Below are 19,033 nucleotides of genomic sequence, written 5' to 3'. Positions count from 1 at the left end.
CATATCGGTGGATCGAAGCCGTCGACCGGGTCACCTGGCGCCTCCCTAGAATGAAGGCCATGCGCATCCACATCGCGACCGACCACGCCGGCCTCGAGTTCTCCACCCAGCTGCAGCATCACCTCGCCGGACAGGGCCACGAGGTCGTCGACCACGGTCCTCTCGAGTACGAGCCGCTGGATGACTACCCCGCGTTCTGCATCCGTGCCGCCCAGGCGGTCGTGCGCGATCAGGAGGCGGGCATCGAGGCGCTCGGCGTCGTCTTCGGCGGCTCCGGGAACGGCGAGCAGATCGCTGCGAACAAGGTGCGCGGCATCCGGGCGGCTCTGGCGTGGAGCATCGCGACCGCCGAACTCGCACGCGAGCACAACGATGCGAATGTGATCGCGATCGGCGCCCGCCAGCACACGTTCGAGGAGGCCGCGTCCTTCATCGATCTCTTCATCGCCACGCCGTTCTCGGGGGAGGAGCGGCACTCGCGCCGCATCGCGCAGATCGCGGCGTTCGAGACGGACGGATCGCTCGAGCCCGATCCGCGCGCCGCTGCCGGGACACCCGACGTCCTCGCTGCCGACGACAGCTCGTTCGACCCCGAAGCCGGCTGATGCCGGAGGGGCATTCCGTCCATCGCATCGCCCGTCAGTTCGACCGTAACTTCGTCGGTCGCGAAGTGGCGGCATCCAGTCCGCAGGGACGATTCGCGGAGGGCGCGAGCGTGATCTCCGGGCGCACGGCGACGCAGGTGCGCGCGGTCGGCAAGCAGATGTTCCTCGCGTTCGACGACGATCTCTGGCTGCGGGTCCATCTCGGGATGTACGGCGCCTGGGACTTCGCCGGTGAGGTGCTGGTCGATCCCACGATCGCCTCGGCCAACGGGCGCATGGGCCAGACGAATCAGCGCGGGACCGCACTCGAGGTCCCGATCCTGGACGACGCGGGAGAGAACTCTCTCACGTCGATCGGCGCACCTCGGCGCGCCCGCGTCCACGTGCGCATGTCCGAGCAGACGACGGGCCTGCAGGATGAGGCGGACCAGTGGCCCCCGCACGTGGTCGGGCAGGTGCGGTTGCGTCTGCTGACCGAGATCACGTGCGCAGACCTGCGCGGCCCGACGGCGTGCGAACTGCAGACCCCCGGCGAGGTCGCCGCGACGATCGCCCGGCTCGGACCCGATCCGCTCGTGGACGACGTGGCCGAAGGGGAGGAGCGCTTCACCGAGGTGGTACGCCGCAAGCCGACCTCGATCGGTCAGTTGCTGATGGACCAGTCCGTCGTGAGCGGCATCGGCAACGTCTATCGGGCGGAGCTGCTGTTCCGCGCGCGTCAGAATCCGCACACGCCCGGGCGTGACGTCCGCGAAGAGGTCGTCCGGGAGCTGTGGCGCGACTGGGTGCGGCTGCTCGCGATCGGCGTCGAGACCGGCCAGATGATGACGATGGACGATCTCGACCCCGATGCCTATCGCGCGGCGATGGCCCATCGCGATGACCGGCATTGGGTGTACCACCGGGCGGGACTGCCGTGCCGGGTGTGCGGCACGGCGATCGTCGTGGAGGAGATGGCGGCCCGAAAGCTCTACTGGTGCCCGCGGTGCCAGGCGTGAACTGCCTAGGCTGAGGGGATGCGTCAGAACCCGAGTTTCGCCCTGGCCGATGTCGCGGAGCTGCGCCTTCTGATCGAACGGAACCCGTGGGTCACGCTCGTGAGCTCCACACCGGAAGGCCTCGTGGCGTCCCACTACGCCGTCGTGCTCGACCCGGAACGCGACGACCTCACGATCCTCGGGCACGTCGGAAAGCCCGACGACCTCATCCATGCGCTGGGAGAGCAGGAACTGCTCGTCGTCGTACAGGGACCCCACGGCTACATCTCACCGGGGTGGTACGGCGACGTCGCCGCCGTGCCCACATGGAACTTCATCTCGGCGCACCTCGCCGGGGTCCCCGAACTCCTCTCCGCCGAGGAGAATCTTCGTGTGCTGGAGCATCTCGTCGCCCACTTCGAAGAGCGGATGCCGGACCCCCGGCTCATGTGGGCGCCGCCGAACGATCCCTCGTACATCGACCGGCTCGAACGGGGCACCGTGGGATTCCGGCTCACTCCCGCGCGGGTCGTCGCGAAGCGCAAGCTCAGTCAGAACAAGCCCGCCGAGGTCGTCGAGACGGTGATCGCCGAGCTCAACGCGGATGGTCCGTTCGCCAACCCCGCCCTCGCGGCCGAGATGCGTCGCGCGCAGGAAGCGCGGGTGCGCCCGTGAGCGCGCCGGCGATCGGACAGACGGTCGGGACGATCACCCGCGCCCGGGTATCCGGAGCCGGCCGGGAGTTCCTGCCGGTCGACGGCCCGGTGGATGTGTTCGTCGCGGACGGCCGGATCATCGACATCGCTCCGGCCGGCGTCCTGCGTCCTCGCGGTGACGTGCTCGACGCCGACGGCGCCTGGCTGATCGCGGGGCTGTGGGACCACCACGTCCACGTCACTCAGTGGGCCCTGGTCGCGCAGCGCCAGGCGCTCGGACACGCCGAATCCGCGGCTCACGCGGCGCGGATCATGGCCGACGCGCCCGTGCTGTCGGACGGACGGCGCATCGGAACCGGGTTCCGTGACGCGCTCTGGGGCGATCTGCCGACGCGCGAACTGCTGGACGCCGCCACGGGCGACGAGCCGACCTACCTGATCAACGCGGACGTGCACAGCGTGTGGCTGAACACCGCGGCGCTGCGGCGGGAGGGACATCCGACCGACGGTGACGGGATGCTGCGCGAAGCCCCCGCGTTCGAGATCTCACGGCGCCTGAACGACGTCGAACCCGCGGTCGCGGACGCCCTCGTGTCCGCGATGGCGCAGGATGCGGCATCCCGAGGCGTCGTGGGACTCGTCGATCTGGACATGGCGTGGAACGAGACCGCCTGGCAGCGGCGCCTGGACGCGGGCTTCGACACCCTGCGGGTCGAGTTCGGCGTCTACCCCGATCTCTTCGAGCGCGCGGTCACCGAGGGCCTGCGGACCGGTGACCCCGTACGGGGGTCGGACTCGGACCTCGTGCACATGGGACCGCTGAAGATCATCACCGACGGGTCGCTGGGTACCCGCACGGCCGCATGCACGCACTCGTACCCTGGCGATCCGCACAACCACGGGATGCTGACCGTGTCTCCCGAGCGACTCGTCCAACTCCTGACGACCGCGACCGGTGCCGGGTTCGCGTGTGCGGTCCACGCGATCGGTGACGTGGCGAACTCGCACGCGCTGGACGCGTTCGCCCTGACGGGCGCGGACGGCACGATCGAGCACGCGCAGCTCGTGGCGCACGCCGACATCCCCCGGTTCGGGCGTTTGGGCGTCGGCGCGAGCGTGCAGCCCGAACACGCGATCGACGACCGGGATCTGACCGATTCGCTGTGGGCGGCGCAGACGGCGCTGCCGTATCCGCTGCGATCCCTCGCCGACACCGGCGCGAATCTCCTGTTCGGCTCGGACGCGCCCGTCTCGCCGTTGGACCCGTGGGCGGCGATCGCCGCAGCGGTCTGGCGGACAAGGGACGGCAGGCCCGCGTGGCGGCCCGAGCAGGGGCTGGATGCCGCGACGGCGCTGGCCGCCTCGACGCACGGCGGATCGGCGCACGGCGCGGTGATCGAGCCGGGCGCGGTCGCCGACCTCGTGCTGTGCGAGCGCGATCCGCTGCGGGCAGCGGAGGGGGAACTGCGGACGATGATCGTGCGGGCGACGATGATCGGCGGCCGACTGACGCACGTCCGCTGACGAGAAAGTGCCCCCGACCGGACGGCCGAGAGCACTTCTGCGGAATGCGGGTCAGCCCGCGAGGTGCGCGAAGAGGAACCACCGGTCCTTCTCGAGCTGTTCGCGGATCGAGATCGCGATGTCCTGGCTCGTCAGGTCCACCTCGTCCAGCCCGTCGATCGCGGCCTTCACGTCGACCAAGACCGTGTCCATGTCGGCGATCACCGCGCGGATCATGTCCTCCCACTGCGTGAAGCCGGCGGGGACCTGCGTGGCGGTCGTCTTCGCGGCGACCGTGCCCAGGCGGGCATCGATCGGCAGGCCGAGGGCGACGATCCGCTCGGCGGCGAGGTCGGCGCCGTCCTGCGCGTGCGTGACGATCGTGTCCAGCAGCTCGTGGATCGCGATGAAGTTGGCGCCGCGCACGTTCCAGTGCGCCTGCTTTCCGTTCACGGCCAGCGCCTGCATGCCGAGCGCGATCGGGGTGAGGAACTGAGCCGTTCCGGCCGCGACCGTGGGGTCGGCGGCGGTTGCGGGGGTGGTCTGCGTGTCGGTCATCTGTTTCGCCTCCATATGAGCGGTTCGTGCGCCGGGGTGCACCGTCCGTCTGCGTGCTCCAACGCTACTCACGCCTCCGCATTCCGCAAGCAAGCACAGGCTCCGCTAACCCGCAGCACACGGAGTCGGCGCCGGTCGCCGGGTCGGGTAGGGATGCCGCCGCCCACCGACTAGCGTCGAGGGGTGCCCTCCGCCGATCACGACCTCGGACCCCAGCACCTGAACGTCCCGTCGCGGAGCGTCGTGCGGGAGCCCGCCGACCGCTCGCCCGAACACGCCGAGCCCTCGCGCTTCATCCCGCACGTGCAGGGGCTGCGCGCGATCGCGGTCCTCGCGGTCGTGCTCTACCACTTCTGGCCGGCTCGGTTCTCGGGCGGCTACGTCGGCGTCGACATCTTCTTCGTCATCTCCGGCTTCCTGATCACCGCGCACCTGATGCGCGAGCTGACCGCGACCGGCACGGTGCGTCTCAGCCAGTTCTGGGCGCGGCGCGCGCGTCGTCTGCTGCCGGCCTCCCTGCTGGTGCTGCTCTTCTGCGCGCTCGTGGCGATGTCGCCGTACCTCACGCCGACCTCGGCGCTCCCGAACGAGGTGCGCGAGATCCTCGCGTCGACCTTCTACGTCGAGAACTGGTACCTGGCTCTCAACTCCGCCGATTACCTGAACCACGCGGGCGATCCCACGACCGTCCAGCACTACTGGTCGCTCTCGCTCGAAGAGCAGTTCTACGTCATGTGGCCGCTCATCATGCTGCTGGCGGCGTGGCTCGGCATCCGCTTCTTCCGCGGCGCCCGACGGCGTGCTGTCCTGATCGCGCTCGGTGCGGTCACGATCGCTTCGTTCATCTTCTGCGTGATCTTCACGATCACCGACCCCGCGCCGGCCTACTTCGTCACTTTCGGTCGGATGTGGCAATTCGGCGTGGGCGCGATGGTGGCGCTCATCCCCGCGCTGCGGATCCGCAACGCGATCGGCAGCTTCGTCCTCGGCTGGGCCGGGGTCATCGTGCTGCTCGTCGTGATCCTCCGCTTCGACGGGCAGACCCCGTTCCCCGGCTACATGGCGGCGATCCCGACACTCGCCGCGGCCGCCGTGATCGCGGCGTCCAACACGGAGCGCTGGTGGTATCCGACGCGCCTGCTCGGCATCCGGCCCGCGCAGTTCGTCGGCGACATCTCGTATTCGCTGTACCTCTGGCACTGGCCGCTCATCATCATCGCCCCGTCGGTGCCGTTCTGGGGACTGACGATCTACCACCGATTGGCTCTCCTGGCGCTGTGCTTCGTGCTCGCCTGGCTCACGAAGCGCTTCGTCGAGGACCCGGCACGCGGTTGGAAGGTGCTCACTTCGCGCCCCGCGCGGGTGACCCTGTGGTCCTCGCTGGCGGCGATGCTGGTCGTCGCCGCCACGGCGGGCCTCGCGTGGGCCGTGAACGCGCCGACCTACAACGCGGGAGTGCGGGCGATCGCGGAGCTCAGGGAGAACCCGCCGGAATGCTTCGGAGCGGCGGTCGTGCTCGACGCGTCGTGCGCCGGGACGGACTTCGGCACGACGATCCTGCCCGCGCCGGGATTCGCGGGGGTCGACCGCCCGAGCGACGAGCAGTGCTTCGTCCAGCTCAACGACGCGCGGCCCGTGTCGTGCGAGTTCGGCTCGGACGACCCCGAGGCGCCGCGCATCGCCCTCGTCGGCGACAGCCACGCTTACCAGTTGCTCTCGACGTTCCAGACGATGGCCGAGCAGAACGGCTGGCACCTCACCACGTTCTTCAAGGGCGCGTGCCCGTGGAACACCACTCCGCTGTCCACCCCGGGCGCCTTCGGCGAGGCCTGCTCCGAGTGGCGCGCGGGCGTCACCGAGGCACTGGCGGATGCCGATCTCGATGCGGTGTTCACCGCGGCGATCGCCACCACGCCCTATTCCGCCGCCGGCTACGACTCGGCGCACGACGCCGCCGTGGGCGGATACCGCGACGCGTGGAGCGAGGTCCTCGATCGCGGGATCCCTGTCATCACGGTCGTCGACAACCCGGTGTGGGAGACGGATCCCAACAAGTGCCTGCGCACGAAGGACCTGAGCTTGTGCGACGGTCCCCGCTCCGAGCTGCTCGTCGCCGACGATCCGCTTCGGGACGCGGCATCCGGTCTGGAGGGCGTCACACTGCTGGACTTCACCGATGTGTTCTGCGACGCCGACACGTGTGCGCCCGTCGTGGGCGGCGCCAACGTGTACCGCGACCAGGATCATCTGACGGTGAGCTTCGTGGACACCCTGGCACCCTGGTACACCGCAGCGATCTCCGACGCGCTGCAGGAGAGGACGACACCATGACGATCGCTGAAGGCGCTTCCGTCCTGTCCGCCGCCGGACGCACCCCCGAACTGCATCCCACCGTCTTCGTCGCAGCCGGTGCTCGCGTGGTCGGAGGGGTGAGCCTCGGCGAGGAGACGAGCGTCTGGTACAACGCGGTGCTGCGGGCCGACGGCGCCACGATCACGGTCGGTGCGGGGAGCAACCTGCAGGACAACGTGTCCGTCCACGTCGATCCCGGCCACGCCGTCGTGATCGGCGAGAACGTGTCCGTGGGGCACAATGCCGTGATCCACGGATGCACGATCGGCGACGCGTCACTGATCGGCATGGGCGCCGTGGTGCTCAACGGCGCCGTGATCGGCGAGGGATGCCTGGTCGCCGGGGGAGCGGTGGTGCTCCAGGACGCGGTCATCCCGGCCGGGTCGCTCGTCGCCGGTGTGCCGGCGAAAGTGCGCCGCGAGCTCACCGAGGAAGAACGGGCGGGTATCCTCCGGAACGCCGTCGTCTATCGCGAGCACGTCCGCGAGCACGAGGGCGCCCGGCCGGTCTGAACAGGCATCAGTCCTCGGACGCGACGGGATGGTACGCGCCGCGGAAGATCTCGAAGACGCGCGCCGTCGAGGTGCCGGGCAGGCTCGTGATCGGCTTGTCGTCCATGAACAGCCGGATCAGATGGGCGAGCTCTCGCGGGTGGCTGAAGTTGATCGCGTGGGCGGCGCCGTCCAGCACGACCAGCAGCACGTGGTTCTCGTCCTGCGACGCGACCTCCTTGATGCGATCGGGACCGGGCAGCAGCGGATCGCGCGTGCCGAGCACCACCAGCGTCGGGATCTTCAGCTGCAGCAGCCGCTCCAGCGAGGGGTACTGCGTGAGTGCGCGGAACATCTTGAACGTGCTCGGGACGCCGAAGCGAAGGTAGTCGGGCGTCGCGACGGTGACCATCTTGCGCGGTTCGCGTCCGCCGTCCTTCGCGAGCTGCCCGACGGCCCGCCGCAGCGGCTGATTGTGGATGCCGCCCGCCGGGGAGACGAGGACCGCCCGCTCGACGCGCTCGGGGTAGCGATGCGCGACCTCGAGGATCACGGGGCAGCCCATCGAATTCCCGACGAGGCTCGTCGTCTTCACACCTCGGTCGTCGAGGAAGCGCACGGCGGCGTGGGCGAGATCGGGGATGTCCAGAGCCGCGCCCTGCTTGCCGCTGCGTCCGAAGCCGGGCAGATCGGGCACGAACGTGTGGAACTCGTCGGCCAGCAGCTCGGCGGTCGGCAGCAGGTAGCGCCCCGACAGGCCGAAGCCGTGGAGGTGGGTCATGACGCGGGAATCCGGTGGGTTGGTCGACTCGCGGTAGAAGACATCGACCCCGTCGACCGTCGTCCACCGCTCCGCGAGCCCGGAGGCCGGCCGGCGCGGCGTCATGCGAGCCCGGTGCCGATAGGACTCCTTCTCGGCGTTCTTGACCATCGCCGCTCCTTCCCCGTGGCACCGATCATGCCGCGCGGGGATGGCGGGGGCATCGCCCGGCGAGGGTGAGGGACGAGACGGGACGGAATGAACCTCTGTACCGGCGCGGTCGGTCCGGCGCGGTCGGAATGACGGAAATGTGCAGAATCACGGATGCCGGGCACGAGTTCCGTCCGTCATCCTGCACATCTCCGCAAACATCCGCGCATCGGAGGGGTCGACGCGAAGCGGATCGGTTCCTACGGCATCCACACGAATGCCCCGCTGCACCGACTTCGTCGGCACATCGGGGCATTGGAGGGGATGACGGGAATCGTCCCTCCGCCCACTCCACTCGCCGACTTCGTCGGCGGGCGGAGCCTCGGGGCGGTGGGGCCCGCCCGAAGCGGATCGTTTCGGACGGCATCCACACGAATGCCCCGCTGCGCCGACTTCGTCGGCACATCGGGGCATTGGAGGGGATGACGGGAATCGAACCCGCGTAATCAGTTTGGAAGACTGAGGCTCTACCATTGAGCTACATCCCCGCAGCGGCGAGCCGCGGCATCCACGATTCTATGGCATGACGCGACCGTGCCTGTGCCGCGCGGCCCGTCGGCTAGACTTCTGGGGGCCGATCCGCACGTATCCGCGTGCGCAACCCGCCCGGGGCGTAGCTCAGCTTGGTAGAGCGCCCGCTTTGGGAGCGGGAGGCCGCAGGTTCAAATCCTGTCGCCCCGACATACGGCCCCGAGAACCCACGAACTTCAGCTGCTGCGCCGCCGTGCGCGGTCGATCACAAGGAGAACGAAAAGCCATGGTCACCAGCACCGTCGAGAAGCTCACCCCGACCCGGGTGAAGCTGCACATCACGGTCACCCCGGAGGAGCTCAAGCCGAGCATCACGCACGCGTACGAGCACATCGCTCAGGACGTGCAGATCCCCGGGTTCCGCAAGGGCAAGGTTCCCGCACCCATCATCGACCAGCGGGTCGGCCGCACCGCGGTGATCGAGCACGCCGTCAGCGAGGGCCTGGACACGTTCTACCGTCAGGCGGTGGAGGCCAACGAGCTGCGCGTCCTCGGTCGTCCCAGCGCCGACGTGAAGGAATGGCCGAACGAGAAGGACTTCTCCGGCGATCTGCTCGTCGAGGTCGAGGTCGACGTCCGCCCCGAGTTCGACCTGCCGGCCTTCGAGGGCACGACCGTCGAGGTCGACGCGATCGCCGTCGACGAGGCCGCGATCGACGAGGAGCTCGACCGTCTGCGCGCCCGCTTCGGCACGCTCGTGACCGTCGACCGCCCCGCGAGCACCGGCGACTTCGTCGAGCTGAACCTGGTCGCCACGATCGACGGCGCCGAGATCGACCGCGCCGAAGGCGTCTCCTACGAGGTCGGCTCCGGCGAGCTCCTCCAGGGCATCGACGAGGCCATCGACTCGCTGACCGCGGGCGAGGACACCACGTTCCGCTCCACCCTCATCGGTGGAGATCACGCCGGCGAAGAGGCGGAGGTCGCCGTGACCGTGACCGCCGTCAAGGAGCGCGAGCTCCCCGAGGCCGACGACGACTTCGCGCAGATCGCAAGCGAGTTCGACACGATCGCCGAGCTGCGCGAAAGCCTCACCGAGCGCGTCGAGCAGCAGTCCAGCTTCACCCAGGGGAGCGCCGCTCGCGACAAGCTCATCGAGCAGCTCCTCGCCCAGACCGACATCCCGGTTCCGCCGGCGCTCATCGAAGACGAGGTGCACAACCACCTCGAGGGTGAAGGACGCCTCGAGGACGACGTGCACCGCGCCGAGGTCACCGAGGCCAGCGAGAAGCAGTTCCGCACGCAGATGCTGCTGGACGCGCTCGCGGAGAAGCTCAACGTGCAGGTGTCGCAGGACGAGCTGACCCAGTACCTCATCCAGTCCGCCGCGCAGTACGGCATGGCGCCGCAGGACTTCGTCGAGGCGCTGCAGCAGAACAACCAGCTCCCGGCCCTCGTGGGCGAGGTCGCTCGCAGCAAGGCCGTCGCCGTGGCTCTCGGCCAGGTCGTCGTCGTCGACACGAACGGCAAGGTCGTCGACCTCACCGGAATCGTCGTGGACGACGAGGCCGAGGAAGAGGTCGTCGAAGAGGCCGAGGAGATCGCGGACGCGGCCGCCGAGGCCGACGAGATCATCGCCGCCGAGGAGACCGAGGCTCCCGCCAAGCCCAAGCGCAAGGCTCCCGCCAAGAAGAAGGCCGACGCCGCCGAGTAAGGTCGGACAGTCGTCAGGAAGGGGACGGATGCTGCGGCATCCGTCCCCTTCCCGCGTTGCGACGCGGCGCACTCTGCCCAGGGCGAACACGGGCGGGTCGCCGGGGACGCGCCGGTAGATTCGTAGCCACGACCACCGAATCAGGAGTGAACATGGCCGATCCCCTTATCGCGACAAGCGTCTTCGACAGGCTGCTCAAGGACCGCATCATCTGGCTGGGCTCGGAGGTGCGCGACGAGAACGCGAACGAGATCTGCGCGAAGATCCTGCTGCTCGCCGCCGAGGACCCTGAGAAGGACATCTTCCTCTACGTGAATTCTCCCGGCGGCTCGATCACCGCAGGCATGGCGATCTACGACACGATGCAGTTCGTCCCGAACGACATCGTCACGGTCGGCATCGGCATGGCGGCCTCGATGGGCCAGCTCCTGCTGACCAGCGGCACGAAGGGCAAGCGCTACATCACCCCGAACGCCCGCGTGCTGCTGCACCAGCCGCACGGCGGCTTCGGCGGAACCTCGAGCGACATCCAGACCCAGGCTCAGCTCATCGTGTCGATGAAGAACCGACTCGCCGAGATCACCGCCGCCCAGACCGGCAAGTCGGTCGAGCAGATCAACGAGGACGGCGACCGCGACCGCTGGTTCACGGCGCAGGAAGCGCTCGAGTACGGCTTCGTCGATCACATCCGCGCACACCTCGAGGACGTCGTCGGCGGCGGCGGAACCGATCAGGACTGACGAAGGCGAATGAGAAGGAACAACGACGACATGACCATCCCCACCTTCGGCGGCACCGCGCACAACGGGCTCGCGATGCCCTCCAGCCGGTACATCCTGCCCCAGTTCGAAGAGCGCACCGCCTACGGCTACAAGCGCCAGGACCCGTACAACAAGCTGTTCGAAGACCGCGTGATCTTCCTCGGCGTGCAGGTCGACGACGCGTCGGCGGATGACGTCATGGCCCAGCTCCTCGTCCTCGAGAGCCAGGACCCCGACCGCGACATCATCATGTACATCAACTCGCCCGGTGGATCGTTCACTGCGATGACCGCGATCTACGACACGATGCAGTACATCTCTCCCCAGATCCAGACGGTCGTCCTCGGGCAGGCGGCCTCGGCAGCCGCGGTGCTCCTGGCGGCGGGCGCGCCCGGCAAGCGGTTGGCGCTGCCGAACGCCCGCGTGCTGATCCACCAGCCCGCGATGGGCGAGGCCGGTCACGGCCAGGCCTCGGACATCGAGATCCAGGCGGCGGAGATCCTGCGCATGCGGACGTGGCTCGAGGAGACGCTCGCGTCGCACTCGAACCGCTCGATCGAGCAGGTCAACCGCGACATCGACCGCGACAAGATCCTCAGCGGTCGCGAGGCGGTCGAGTACGGACTGGTCGATCAGGTGCTCACGACGCGCAAGCGCGTTCCCGCTGCACTCACCAGCTGAGAACGGATGCCGCGACGCCCCGTCCCCTCGACGCGAGGGGACGGGGCGTCGGCGTTCGGGCGATCGCGATTTCGCCCACAGGAGACAACGCGTCGCAATCCCCACGCTTGTCGGTCCCAGAGGTTAGGCTCGACAGGACGATCGGGGTCACAGCCCGTGGCACGGGGGTTCCCCACATGCAAGGAAGGCGACCTGATGGCGCGCATCGGTGAGAGTGCAGACCTGTTCAAGTGCTCCTTCTGCGGCAAGAGCCAGAAGCAGGTCCAGCAGCTGATCGCCGGCCCCGGCGTCTACATCTGCGACGAGTGCGTCGAGCTGTGCAACGAGATCATCGAAGAGCGGATGGCCGAGTCCTCGACGGGTGAAGTCGCCGAGTTCGACCTCCCGAAGCCCCGCGAGATCTTCTCCTTCCTCGACGAGTACGTCGTCGGCCAGATCGCCGCCAAGCGCGCGCTTTCGGTCGCGGTCTACAACCACTACAAGCGGGTGCGCGCGCACGGCACGATCCAGTCCGCCGAGCAGCGGGCCGAAGAGATCGAGATCGCCAAGAGCAACATCCTGCTCCTGGGTCCGACCGGCTGCGGCAAGACCTACCTCGCTCAGACCCTGGCCAAGAGACTGAACGTCCCGTTCGCCGTGGCGGACGCCACGGCGCTCACGGAGGCCGGCTACGTCGGTGAAGACGTCGAGAACATCCTCCTGAAGCTCCTGCAGGCCGCCGATTTCGACGTGAAGCGCGCGGAGACGGGCATCATCTACATCGACGAGGTCGACAAGATCGCCCGTAAGGCGGAGAACCCGTCGATCACGCGTGACGTCTCGGGTGAGGGCGTGCAGCAGGCGCTGCTGAAGATCCTGGAGGGAACGGTCGCCTCCGTCCCGCCGCAGGGAGGCCGCAAGCACCCGCACCAGGAGTTCATCCAGATCGACACGACGAACGTCCTGTTCATCGTCGCGGGGGCCTTCGCGGGGCTCGAGGACATCATCTCCAGCCGGGTCGGCAAGCACGGCGTCGGCTTCGGCGCGCCGCTGCACGACAAGGGCGACGACCTCACGCTGTTCAGCGAGGTGCGTCCCGAGGACCTGCACAAGTTCGGCCTCATCCCCGAGTTCATCGGCCGCCTTCCGGTCGTCGCGTCGGTGACTCCTCTGGACCAGACCGCGCTCATGGAGATCCTCACCGAGCCGAAGAACGCCCTCGTCAAGCAGTACCAGCGCATGTTCGAGCTCGACGGCGTCGCCCTCGAGTTCGACGACGGCGCGCTGCTGGCGATCGCCGACCTCGCGGTGGAGCGCAAGACCGGCGCCCGCGGACTCCGCGCGATCCTCGAGGACGTCCTAGGGCCGATCATGTTCGACATCCCGTCGGACGACGAGATCGAGAAGGTCATCGTCACGCGGGAGTCCGTCGAGACCGGCGCGGCACCGACCTACACGAAGCGGCGCGCGCGCAAGAGCGCCTGAGCCTTTCGACTCAGGCGCCTCGTCGCGTCAGACGGTCATGCGTTCGCGCGTGAGCACACCGTCATTCATGGTTCGAACCTCGTGCAGGCCGGCTGCGATCGATCTGTCGTGGGTGACGAGCATCGTCGCCGTGGAGCGCTCCTCGGTGAGTTCGAGAAGGACGCGCATCACCTGCGCGCCGCTCTCGGAGTCGAGCGCGCTCGTCGGCTCGTCGACGATCAGCACGCGGGGATCATTCATGAGCGCGCGCGCGATGTTGACGCGCTGACGCTGTCCTCCGGAGAGCTGGTGCGGCCGCTTGTCCCGATGTGCCGTGAGTCCGACCGCATCCAGGAGGTCCACCGCTCGGGCCTTCTCCTGACGCCGCGGGCGTCGGCCCGCCCGCCCGAGCTCGTTCATGACCATGAGCTGCTCGAGCGCCGTCAGCGACGGGAGCAGATTGGACTGCTGGAAGACGATCCCGATGCGCGTGCGGCGCAGCTCCGACGCCTCCGCGGGGGAGAGGGCCGAGGCCTCGACGTCGTCGATCACCACACGACCGGAATCCGGTCGGATGAGGGTGGACGCGACGGCGAGGAGACTCGACTTGCCGGAACCGGAAGGCCCGGTGATCCCCGTGATCGACCCCGGACGCACGACGAGCGAGACGGCGTCGAGGGCACGCACGCGGGCGGCGCCGTCCGGGAAGGTGAGGGTGACATCGGTCATGGTGATCATCGGTTGCTCCCGAGGGCGGTGAGGGGGCTGGCAGTGGTGACGGCACGGAGGGCGAACGCGGCGCCGATCAGGCCGACCGCGATGAGCAGCACCGCGGGCGCGATCGTCGTCCACGGGCTGAGGAGGTAGGGCAGTGTGCCCGAGACCGCGAGACCCGCGATCAGCACGATGACGGTTCCGATCAGGGTGCCCGCCGTGAGGACCACGAGCGCCTGACCGAGCGCATCCCGCACGAGCGCGCCGTCTGTCGCGCCGAGCGCCTTGAGGATCGCGACGTCGCCGCGGCGCTGCATCGTCCACACCGTGAAGAACGCACCGATCACCAGAGCGGAGATGCCGAACAGGAGCACGACGATCAGCAGGAGCGACCCGATCTCGGACCGGAAGGCCGGCAGGAGGGTGAGCGAACCGAGGCTCGACTGGGATGTCGTCCCCGCGGACGCATCCACGCTCGCCCAGTCCGCGGCGCCGGTGACGAGGATCGCCGTCGCGGTGTCGGCTTCGCCGCCGGTGCGGGACTGCAACTGCTGCCACTGCGACAGCGCCATCCGCACGACGGGGGTGTGGCTGTACCAGTCGTCGCCGGCGATGGACGTCACCTCGTACGGATCGTCCGCGATCGTGATGACGTCCCCGACATCGGCACCGAGCGCGACGGCGGCGGGCGCGGACAGCGCGATCGCCCCGTCCGCGGCCGGCGCCCCCTGCGCGCCGTCGGGCGTCGCGAAGACGGTGACCGCGACCCTCTCACCGGCACTCTGCGCGCGGATCTGCGAGACCCCGAGCGGGATGGCGTCGTCGACGCCGTCGGCACCCTTCCACAGCGAGAGCTGATCGGCCGTGACGGTCGAGTCGGACCAGGTCGGCGACGCGCCCGGAGCGCTCGGGGCCAGGACGATGCGGTCGGCTCCGAGGGTGAGGATGCCGGTGACGTTCTGAGCGGCAAGGCCCCCGGTGAGGCCGCTCAGAAACCCGACCAGGATGCTGATCAGGGTGACGACGGTGGCGATCAGGACGAATCGACCGCGGGCGAAGCGCAGATCGCGCCAGGCGACGAACATGTGGTTCCTTTCGGTGGTGTGCCATCAGCCTCGCCGCAGGGGCGCGGCGCCACATCGGCGCCCCGGATGTTTCTTCCGCGCGGAGAGGTGGAGCGCGATCTCCACCTTTCAGATGACGTGCCCGCCGATGCTTCCGCGTAGCGTGGGAGGGTCATGCCCTCCTCGCACGCGTCCGTGAACCCGATCGTCCTCGGGCTGCAGATCGGGCTCCAGATCCTCTTCCTGTCACTCCTGGGCTTCGCCGTTGTGATGGCCCTGCTCTCCGGTGACGACGTCATCCTCGTCGTCGCGATATCCGCGCTCATGCTGCTCACCTATGCCGCGGCGTTCTTCGCCCACGCCGTCACCGCGCCCGCCTGGCGGCGCACTTTGCGGTGGGTGTGGGTGCTGGCCCTCACGGTGGAATGGGCTCTCCTGGTGAGCCTCACGCCGTTCGCGGCCTACCTCGTCTTCCCGCTGTTCTTCCTCTATCTCGAGCTGCTGCCCGAGCCCGCGGCGACGCTGGCGGTGGGGGTCACCACCGCAGCAGCGGTGCTCGCCCTCGGACTCCACGCGGGATGGAGCGTCGGGGGCGTGATCGGACCCATCGTCGGCGCGGGTGTGGCGGTGCTGATCGGCCGGGCGTACCGCGCGCTGCGCCAGGAGGCGGCGGACCATCAGCGACTCTACGAGGAGCTCCAGTCCGCCCAGAGCGCGCTGGCCGCCGCCGAGCGCGAGAGCGGCGTCGCTGCCGAGCGTGCCCGACTCGCGCGCGAGATCCACGACACCGTCGCGCAGGGGCTCGCCAGCATCACGCTGCTCCTGAACGCGGTCGAACGTGCCGACCCGCAGGCGGTCACCGCAGAGCAGGTGCGCCTGGCCCGTGACACAGCCGCGGCGGGTCTCGCCGAGACCCGCCGCTTCATCCGCGAGCTGACACCGCCGGTACTGGACGAGCAGAGCCTCGGGGGAGCGCTGCGGCGGCTCGCCGAGAAGTCCTGGCGCCGACCCGGTCTGCACATCGTCGTCCGCGCCCCCGATGCCCTTGCTCTGCCCATGGACCAGCAGGCGGCGCTGCTGCGTGTCGCGCAGGGGGCGATGGCGAACGTCCTCACCCACGCGGGCGCGACGCGGGCGACGATCACGCTCTCGGCATCCGTCGAGGACACATGTCTGGAGATCATGGATGACGGGGTCGGATTCGACCCCGCCGCGAATGCCGGCCCGTCCGGTCCGTCGTTCGGCTTGCGCGCGATGCAGGAACGCGCCGAGCAGCTCGGCGGCACCGTGTCGGTGCAGAGCGCGGTGGGCGACGGCACCGTCGTCCGCGTCTGCATACCGCGGGAGCACGGGTCATGACCGCGGGGCGGATCACGATCCTCATCGCGGACGATCACCCCGTGGTGCGCGCGGGACTGCGCGCGCTGATCGCGACGGATGCCGCGCTGCAGGTGGTCGGCGAGGCCGACACTCCGGCGGCAGCGGTGCAGGCTGCCCGCGAGCTGAGTCCCGACGTCGTCCTGATGGACCTGCGGTTCGGCACCGCGGAGACGGGCGCGGACGCCACCCGCGTGATCCGGGTGTCCCCGGACGCGCCGGCCGTGCTCGTGCTCACGAATTACGACAGCGACGCCGACATCCTCGCCGCGGTCGAAGCGGGGGCGAACGGCTACCTGCTGAAGGACGCACCGCCCGATGACCTGCTCGGAGCGATCCGGGCGGCGGCGGCGGGGGAGAGCGCACTCGCCCCGGCCGTCGCCGGGCGACTCCTGCATCGTCTGCGCACCCCCGCGACGTCCTTGACCGCTCGAGAGCTGGACGTGCTGCAGCGTGCCGCCGACGGACTCTCCAACGCCGAGATTGCCGCCGCGCTGCACGTGTCCGAAGCGACGGTCAAGTCGCACCTCGCCCACGTGTACACCAAGCTCGACGTGCGCTCCCGCAGCGCCGCCGTCGCCGCGGCCCGCGCGTCCGGGATCCTCGCCTGACCCACGCGCCCTCTCTCAGGCGACGAGGCCGCGCCGATCCAGCAACGGCTGGATCTCGGCATCCCGGCCCCGGAAATCGCGGTAGGCCGCCAGCGGATCCTTCGACCCGCCGACCCCGAGCAGCCGGGTGCGGAACCGGTCGCCGTTCGCGCGCGTGAGCCCGCCGTTCTCCCGGAACCACTCCACGGTGTCGGCGTCGAGCACTTCGCTCCAGATGTACGAGTAGTATCCGGCGCTGTATCCGCCGGAGAAGACGTGCGCGAAATACGTCGATGAGTAGCGGGTCGGCACGGCGGGGTTGTCCAGACCGATGTCGGCGAGGGCGGCCCGTTCGAACGCGACGACGTCGATCTCGGATGCCGCCTCCTCAGCGGTGAGGGAGTGCCAGGCCTGATCCAGCCACGAGGCGGCGAGGTATTCGCTCGTTGCGAACCCCTGGTTGAAGGCCTCCGAGGCGTGCAGCTTCTCGACCACGTCACGCGGCAGCGGCTCGCCGGTCTCGGCGTGGCGTGCGTAGTTGTCGAGCACCTCCGGCCAGTAGATCCACATCTCGTTGACCTGACTCGGGAACTCGACGAAGTCGCGGAAGACGTTCGTCCCCGCGAAGTGGGGGTAGGTGACGGTCGCGAACAGGCCGTGCAGCGCGTGTCCGAACTCGTGGAAGAGCGTGGTCACCTCATCCAGGGTCAGCAGGGTCGGGCGCCCGGCTGCCGGCTTCGGAACGTTGAGGTTGTTCACCACGACCGGCGCTGTACCGCGCAGGCGGGACTGCGACACGATCGAGTTCATCCACGCCCCACCCCGCTTCGTGTCGCGCGTGTAGAGGTCGAGGATGAACAGACCGAGCGGCGCGGAATCCGCGTTGAACACCTCGAACACGCGCGCGTCCGGGTGATACGCCCTCAGATCGCGTCTCTCGGTGAACGTCACACCATACAGCGCGGTCGCCGCGTGGAAGACCCCTTCCTGCAGCACGCGCTCGGCCTCGAACCAGGGTCGGAGGGCACTGCGGTCCAGGTCGTACTGCGCCGCCCGTACCTTTTCGGTGTAGAACGCCCAGTCGTGCGCCTCGAGCGGGAAGGGTTCGGGTTCGCCGTCGATGATCGCCTGCAGCGCCGCCTGCTCGCGCTCGGCGTTGCGGGCCGCGGGTCCTGCGAGGCGGCGCAGCAGGTCGTGGACGGCACCGGGTGAGCCGGCCGTCTCGTCGGCGGTGACGTACGCGGCGTGCGAGTCGTAGCCGAGAAGGCGGGCCCGCTCGGCGCGGAGCCGGACGATCTGCGTGAGCACGGCGGTGTTGTCGTTCTCGCCCCCGCGCGAGCCTCGCGCACGAGAAGCATCCAGGATCCGCTTGCGGCTGGTTCGATTCGTGAGCGAAGACAGGTACGGGTGGCCGGTGAAGAGGGTCAGGGTCACCACCCACTTTCCGTCCAGACCACGGTCCGCGGCCGCCTGCGCGGCGGCGGAGAGCTCGCCGTCGGAGAGTCCGTCCAGCTCGGCGGCGTCCTCGAAGACCACGGCGAGGTCGTTCGTGTCGCGCAGAAGGTTCTTCTCGAATGTGGTCGTCAAGGTCGACAAGCGCTGGTTCAGCGCGGTGAGCTCCTGCTTGGCCGCATCGTCGAGTCCCGCGCCGGCATGGGCCATCTCGCGGAAGCGGCGCTGCACGAGGTAGCGCTGCTCGGCATCCAGGTCGAGCGCTTCGAGCTGGTCGTGCAGCGTGCGGATGCGCCAGAAGAGTGCGGAGTCGAGGTCGATCGAATCCTGGTGCGCCGCCATGAGCGGCGCGAGCTCTTCCTCGATCGCCTGGATCTCGGCGGTGGCGTCAGCCGAGGAAACGGTGTAGAAGGTCCGGGCGACATCGCCCAGGAGCTTCCCGCTCGTCTCCAGCGGCAGCATCGTGTTCTCGAACGTGGGCATCGACCGGGCGCGCGTGATCGCGGAGATCTCCGCGCTGTGAGCGGCGAAGGCCTCGCGGAAGGCGGGGAGGTAGTGCTCGGGCTCGATCGCGGCGTAGTCGGGCAGGTCGTAGGGGAGCGTGGGGGGAGACAGGAGGGGGTTCGCATTCGCCATGTCGGTCAGCCTAGCCGC

17 protein-coding genes and 2 tRNA genes are annotated in these 19,033 nt (G+C 69.1%); 13 read left to right on the top strand and 6 right to left on the bottom strand.

Going from position 1 to position 19,033, the window contains the following annotated elements:
• Positions 1-59: 59 nt before the first annotated feature.
• Genes ABD197_RS09480 through ABD197_RS09465 form a run of 4 tightly spaced genes read left to right on the top strand, consistent with a single transcriptional unit; the run spans position 60 to position 3,762 of the window.
• On the top strand, positions 60-605 hold the full coding sequence (locus ABD197_RS09480) for a ribose-5-phosphate isomerase (RefSeq protein ID WP_344053879.1): 546 nt from the start codon (positions 60-62) through the stop codon (positions 603-605).
• Positions 605-1,603, top strand: coding sequence for an Fpg/Nei family DNA glycosylase (locus ABD197_RS09475; protein WP_344053877.1), 999 nt, complete (start codon positions 605-607; stop codon positions 1,601-1,603). The genes ABD197_RS09480 and ABD197_RS09475 overlap by 1 nt, the downstream gene beginning before the upstream one ends.
• An 18-nt stretch (positions 1,604-1,621) precedes the next feature.
• Positions 1,622-2,257 (top strand): FMN-binding negative transcriptional regulator, encoded by a 636-nt coding sequence (locus ABD197_RS09470; RefSeq protein ID WP_344053875.1) that lies wholly within the window; start codon positions 1,622-1,624, stop codon positions 2,255-2,257.
• Positions 2,254-3,762 (top strand): amidohydrolase, encoded by a 1,509-nt coding sequence (locus ABD197_RS09465; RefSeq protein WP_344053873.1) that lies wholly within the window; start codon positions 2,254-2,256, stop codon positions 3,760-3,762. The genes ABD197_RS09470 and ABD197_RS09465 overlap by 4 nt, the downstream gene beginning before the upstream one ends.
• A gap of 51 nt (positions 3,763-3,813) precedes the next feature.
• Here the strand turns inward: ABD197_RS09465 and ABD197_RS09460 are convergent, their stop codons facing one another.
• Positions 3,814-4,299, bottom strand: coding sequence for a Dps family protein (locus ABD197_RS09460; protein ID WP_344053872.1), 486 nt, complete (start codon positions 4,297-4,299; stop codon positions 3,814-3,816).
• A gap of 183 nt (positions 4,300-4,482) precedes the next feature.
• On the opposite strand from ABD197_RS09460, the gene ABD197_RS09455 reads away from it, so the two are divergent.
• On the top strand, positions 4,483-6,630 hold the full coding sequence (locus ABD197_RS09455; RefSeq protein WP_344053870.1) for an acyltransferase family protein: 2,148 nt from the start codon (positions 4,483-4,485) through the stop codon (positions 6,628-6,630).
• Positions 6,627-7,163, top strand: a complete 537-nt coding sequence (locus ABD197_RS09450) for a gamma carbonic anhydrase family protein (protein ID WP_344053869.1) — start codon at positions 6,627-6,629, stop codon at positions 7,161-7,163. The genes ABD197_RS09455 and ABD197_RS09450 overlap by 4 nt, the downstream gene beginning before the upstream one ends.
• A 7-nt stretch (positions 7,164-7,170) precedes the next feature.
• On the opposite strand, the gene ABD197_RS09445 is transcribed toward ABD197_RS09450, so the two are convergent.
• Both ABD197_RS09445 and ABD197_RS09440 read right to left on the bottom strand, forming a co-directional pair.
• Positions 7,171-8,073 (bottom strand): alpha/beta fold hydrolase, encoded by a 903-nt coding sequence (locus tag ABD197_RS09445; protein WP_344053867.1) that lies wholly within the window; start codon positions 8,071-8,073, stop codon positions 7,171-7,173.
• 453 nt (positions 8,074-8,526) lie between these two features.
• Positions 8,527-8,600 (bottom strand) — tRNA-Gly (locus ABD197_RS09440).
• 119 nt (positions 8,601-8,719) lie between these two features.
• On the opposite strand from ABD197_RS09440, the gene ABD197_RS09435 reads away from it, so the two are divergent.
• The 5 genes from ABD197_RS09435 to clpX all read left to right on the top strand — a co-directional run bounded on the left by ABD197_RS09435 (position 8,720) and on the right by clpX (position 13,203).
• Positions 8,720-8,793: transfer RNA gene (locus ABD197_RS09435), tRNA-Pro, on the top strand.
• Between the two features lie 76 nt (positions 8,794-8,869).
• Positions 8,870-10,297 (top strand): trigger factor, encoded by a 1,428-nt coding sequence (gene tig / locus ABD197_RS09430; protein WP_344053865.1) that lies wholly within the window; start codon positions 8,870-8,872, stop codon positions 10,295-10,297.
• 152 nt (positions 10,298-10,449) lie between these two features.
• Positions 10,450-11,037, top strand: a complete 588-nt coding sequence (locus tag ABD197_RS09425; RefSeq protein WP_344053863.1) for an ATP-dependent Clp protease proteolytic subunit — start codon at positions 10,450-10,452, stop codon at positions 11,035-11,037.
• 30 nt (positions 11,038-11,067) lie between these two features.
• Positions 11,068-11,739 (top strand): ATP-dependent Clp protease proteolytic subunit, encoded by a 672-nt coding sequence (locus ABD197_RS09420; RefSeq protein ID WP_344053861.1) that lies wholly within the window; start codon positions 11,068-11,070, stop codon positions 11,737-11,739.
• Positions 11,740-11,934: 195 nt separating this feature from the next.
• Entirely contained in the window at positions 11,935-13,203 is a 1,269-nt protein-coding gene (gene clpX, locus ABD197_RS09415) for an ATP-dependent Clp protease ATP-binding subunit ClpX (protein WP_344053859.1), read from the top strand.
• A 27-nt stretch (positions 13,204-13,230) separates the two neighbouring features.
• On the opposite strand, the gene ABD197_RS09410 is transcribed toward clpX, so the two are convergent.
• A complete protein-coding gene (locus tag ABD197_RS09410; RefSeq protein WP_344053857.1) occupies positions 13,231-13,920 on the bottom strand; it encodes an ABC transporter ATP-binding protein in 690 nt (229 codons plus the stop codon).
• On the bottom strand, positions 13,917-14,981 hold the full coding sequence (locus tag ABD197_RS09405; RefSeq protein WP_344053855.1) for an ABC transporter permease: 1,065 nt from the start codon (positions 14,979-14,981) through the stop codon (positions 13,917-13,919). The genes ABD197_RS09410 and ABD197_RS09405 overlap by 4 nt, the downstream gene beginning before the upstream one ends.
• Before the next feature lie 153 nt (positions 14,982-15,134).
• Between ABD197_RS09405 and ABD197_RS09400 the strand changes: the two genes are divergently transcribed.
• Positions 15,135-16,319, top strand: a complete 1,185-nt coding sequence (locus ABD197_RS09400; protein WP_344053853.1) for a sensor histidine kinase — start codon at positions 15,135-15,137, stop codon at positions 16,317-16,319.
• Positions 16,316-16,948, top strand: coding sequence for a response regulator (locus tag ABD197_RS09395; protein ID WP_344053851.1), 633 nt, complete (start codon positions 16,316-16,318; stop codon positions 16,946-16,948). The genes ABD197_RS09400 and ABD197_RS09395 overlap by 4 nt, the downstream gene beginning before the upstream one ends.
• Positions 16,949-16,963: 15 nt before the next feature.
• On the opposite strand, the gene ABD197_RS09390 is transcribed toward ABD197_RS09395, so the two are convergent.
• Positions 16,964-19,015 (bottom strand): M3 family metallopeptidase, encoded by a 2,052-nt coding sequence (locus tag ABD197_RS09390; protein WP_344053849.1) that lies wholly within the window; start codon positions 19,013-19,015, stop codon positions 16,964-16,966.
• Between the last annotated feature and the right edge of the window lie 18 nt (positions 19,016-19,033).

It is taken from the genome of Microbacterium lacus (assembly GCF_039531105.1).
In the GTDB taxonomy this organism is placed as follows: Bacteria; Actinomycetota; Actinomycetes; order Actinomycetales; family Microbacteriaceae; genus Microbacterium; species Microbacterium lacus.
This window is presented reverse-complemented; position numbering and strand designations above follow the sequence as displayed.

Coding starts and splice junctions, on each gene's coding strand:
- ABD197_RS09480 (WP_344053879.1), top strand. CDS start 60: ATGCGCATCCACATCGCGACCGACCACGCCGGCCTCGAGTTCTCCACC.
- ABD197_RS09475 (WP_344053877.1), top strand. CDS start 605: ATGCCGGAGGGGCATTCCGTCCATCGCATCGCCCGTCAGTTCGACCGT.
- ABD197_RS09470 (WP_344053875.1), top strand. CDS start 1,622: ATGCGTCAGAACCCGAGTTTCGCCCTGGCCGATGTCGCGGAGCTGCGC.
- ABD197_RS09460 (WP_344053872.1), bottom strand. CDS start 4,299: ATGACCGACACGCAGACCACCCCCGCAACCGCCGCCGACCCCACGGTC.
- ABD197_RS09450 (WP_344053869.1), top strand. CDS start 6,627: ATGACGATCGCTGAAGGCGCTTCCGTCCTGTCCGCCGCCGGACGCACC.
- ABD197_RS09445 (WP_344053867.1), bottom strand. CDS start 8,073: ATGGTCAAGAACGCCGAGAAGGAGTCCTATCGGCACCGGGCTCGCATG.
- tig (WP_344053865.1), top strand. CDS start 8,870: ATGGTCACCAGCACCGTCGAGAAGCTCACCCCGACCCGGGTGAAGCTG.
- ABD197_RS09425 (WP_344053863.1), top strand. CDS start 10,450: ATGGCCGATCCCCTTATCGCGACAAGCGTCTTCGACAGGCTGCTCAAG.
- ABD197_RS09420 (WP_344053861.1), top strand. CDS start 11,068: ATGACCATCCCCACCTTCGGCGGCACCGCGCACAACGGGCTCGCGATG.
- clpX (WP_344053859.1), top strand. CDS start 11,935: ATGGCGCGCATCGGTGAGAGTGCAGACCTGTTCAAGTGCTCCTTCTGC.
- ABD197_RS09410 (WP_344053857.1), bottom strand. CDS start 13,920: ATGATCACCATGACCGATGTCACCCTCACCTTCCCGGACGGCGCCGCC.
- ABD197_RS09405 (WP_344053855.1), bottom strand. CDS start 14,981: ATGTTCGTCGCCTGGCGCGATCTGCGCTTCGCCCGCGGTCGATTCGTC.
- ABD197_RS09400 (WP_344053853.1), top strand. CDS start 15,135: ATGCCCTCCTCGCACGCGTCCGTGAACCCGATCGTCCTCGGGCTGCAG.
- ABD197_RS09395 (WP_344053851.1), top strand. CDS start 16,316: ATGACCGCGGGGCGGATCACGATCCTCATCGCGGACGATCACCCCGTG.
- ABD197_RS09390 (WP_344053849.1), bottom strand. CDS start 19,015: ATGGCGAATGCGAACCCCCTCCTGTCTCCCCCCACGCTCCCCTACGAC.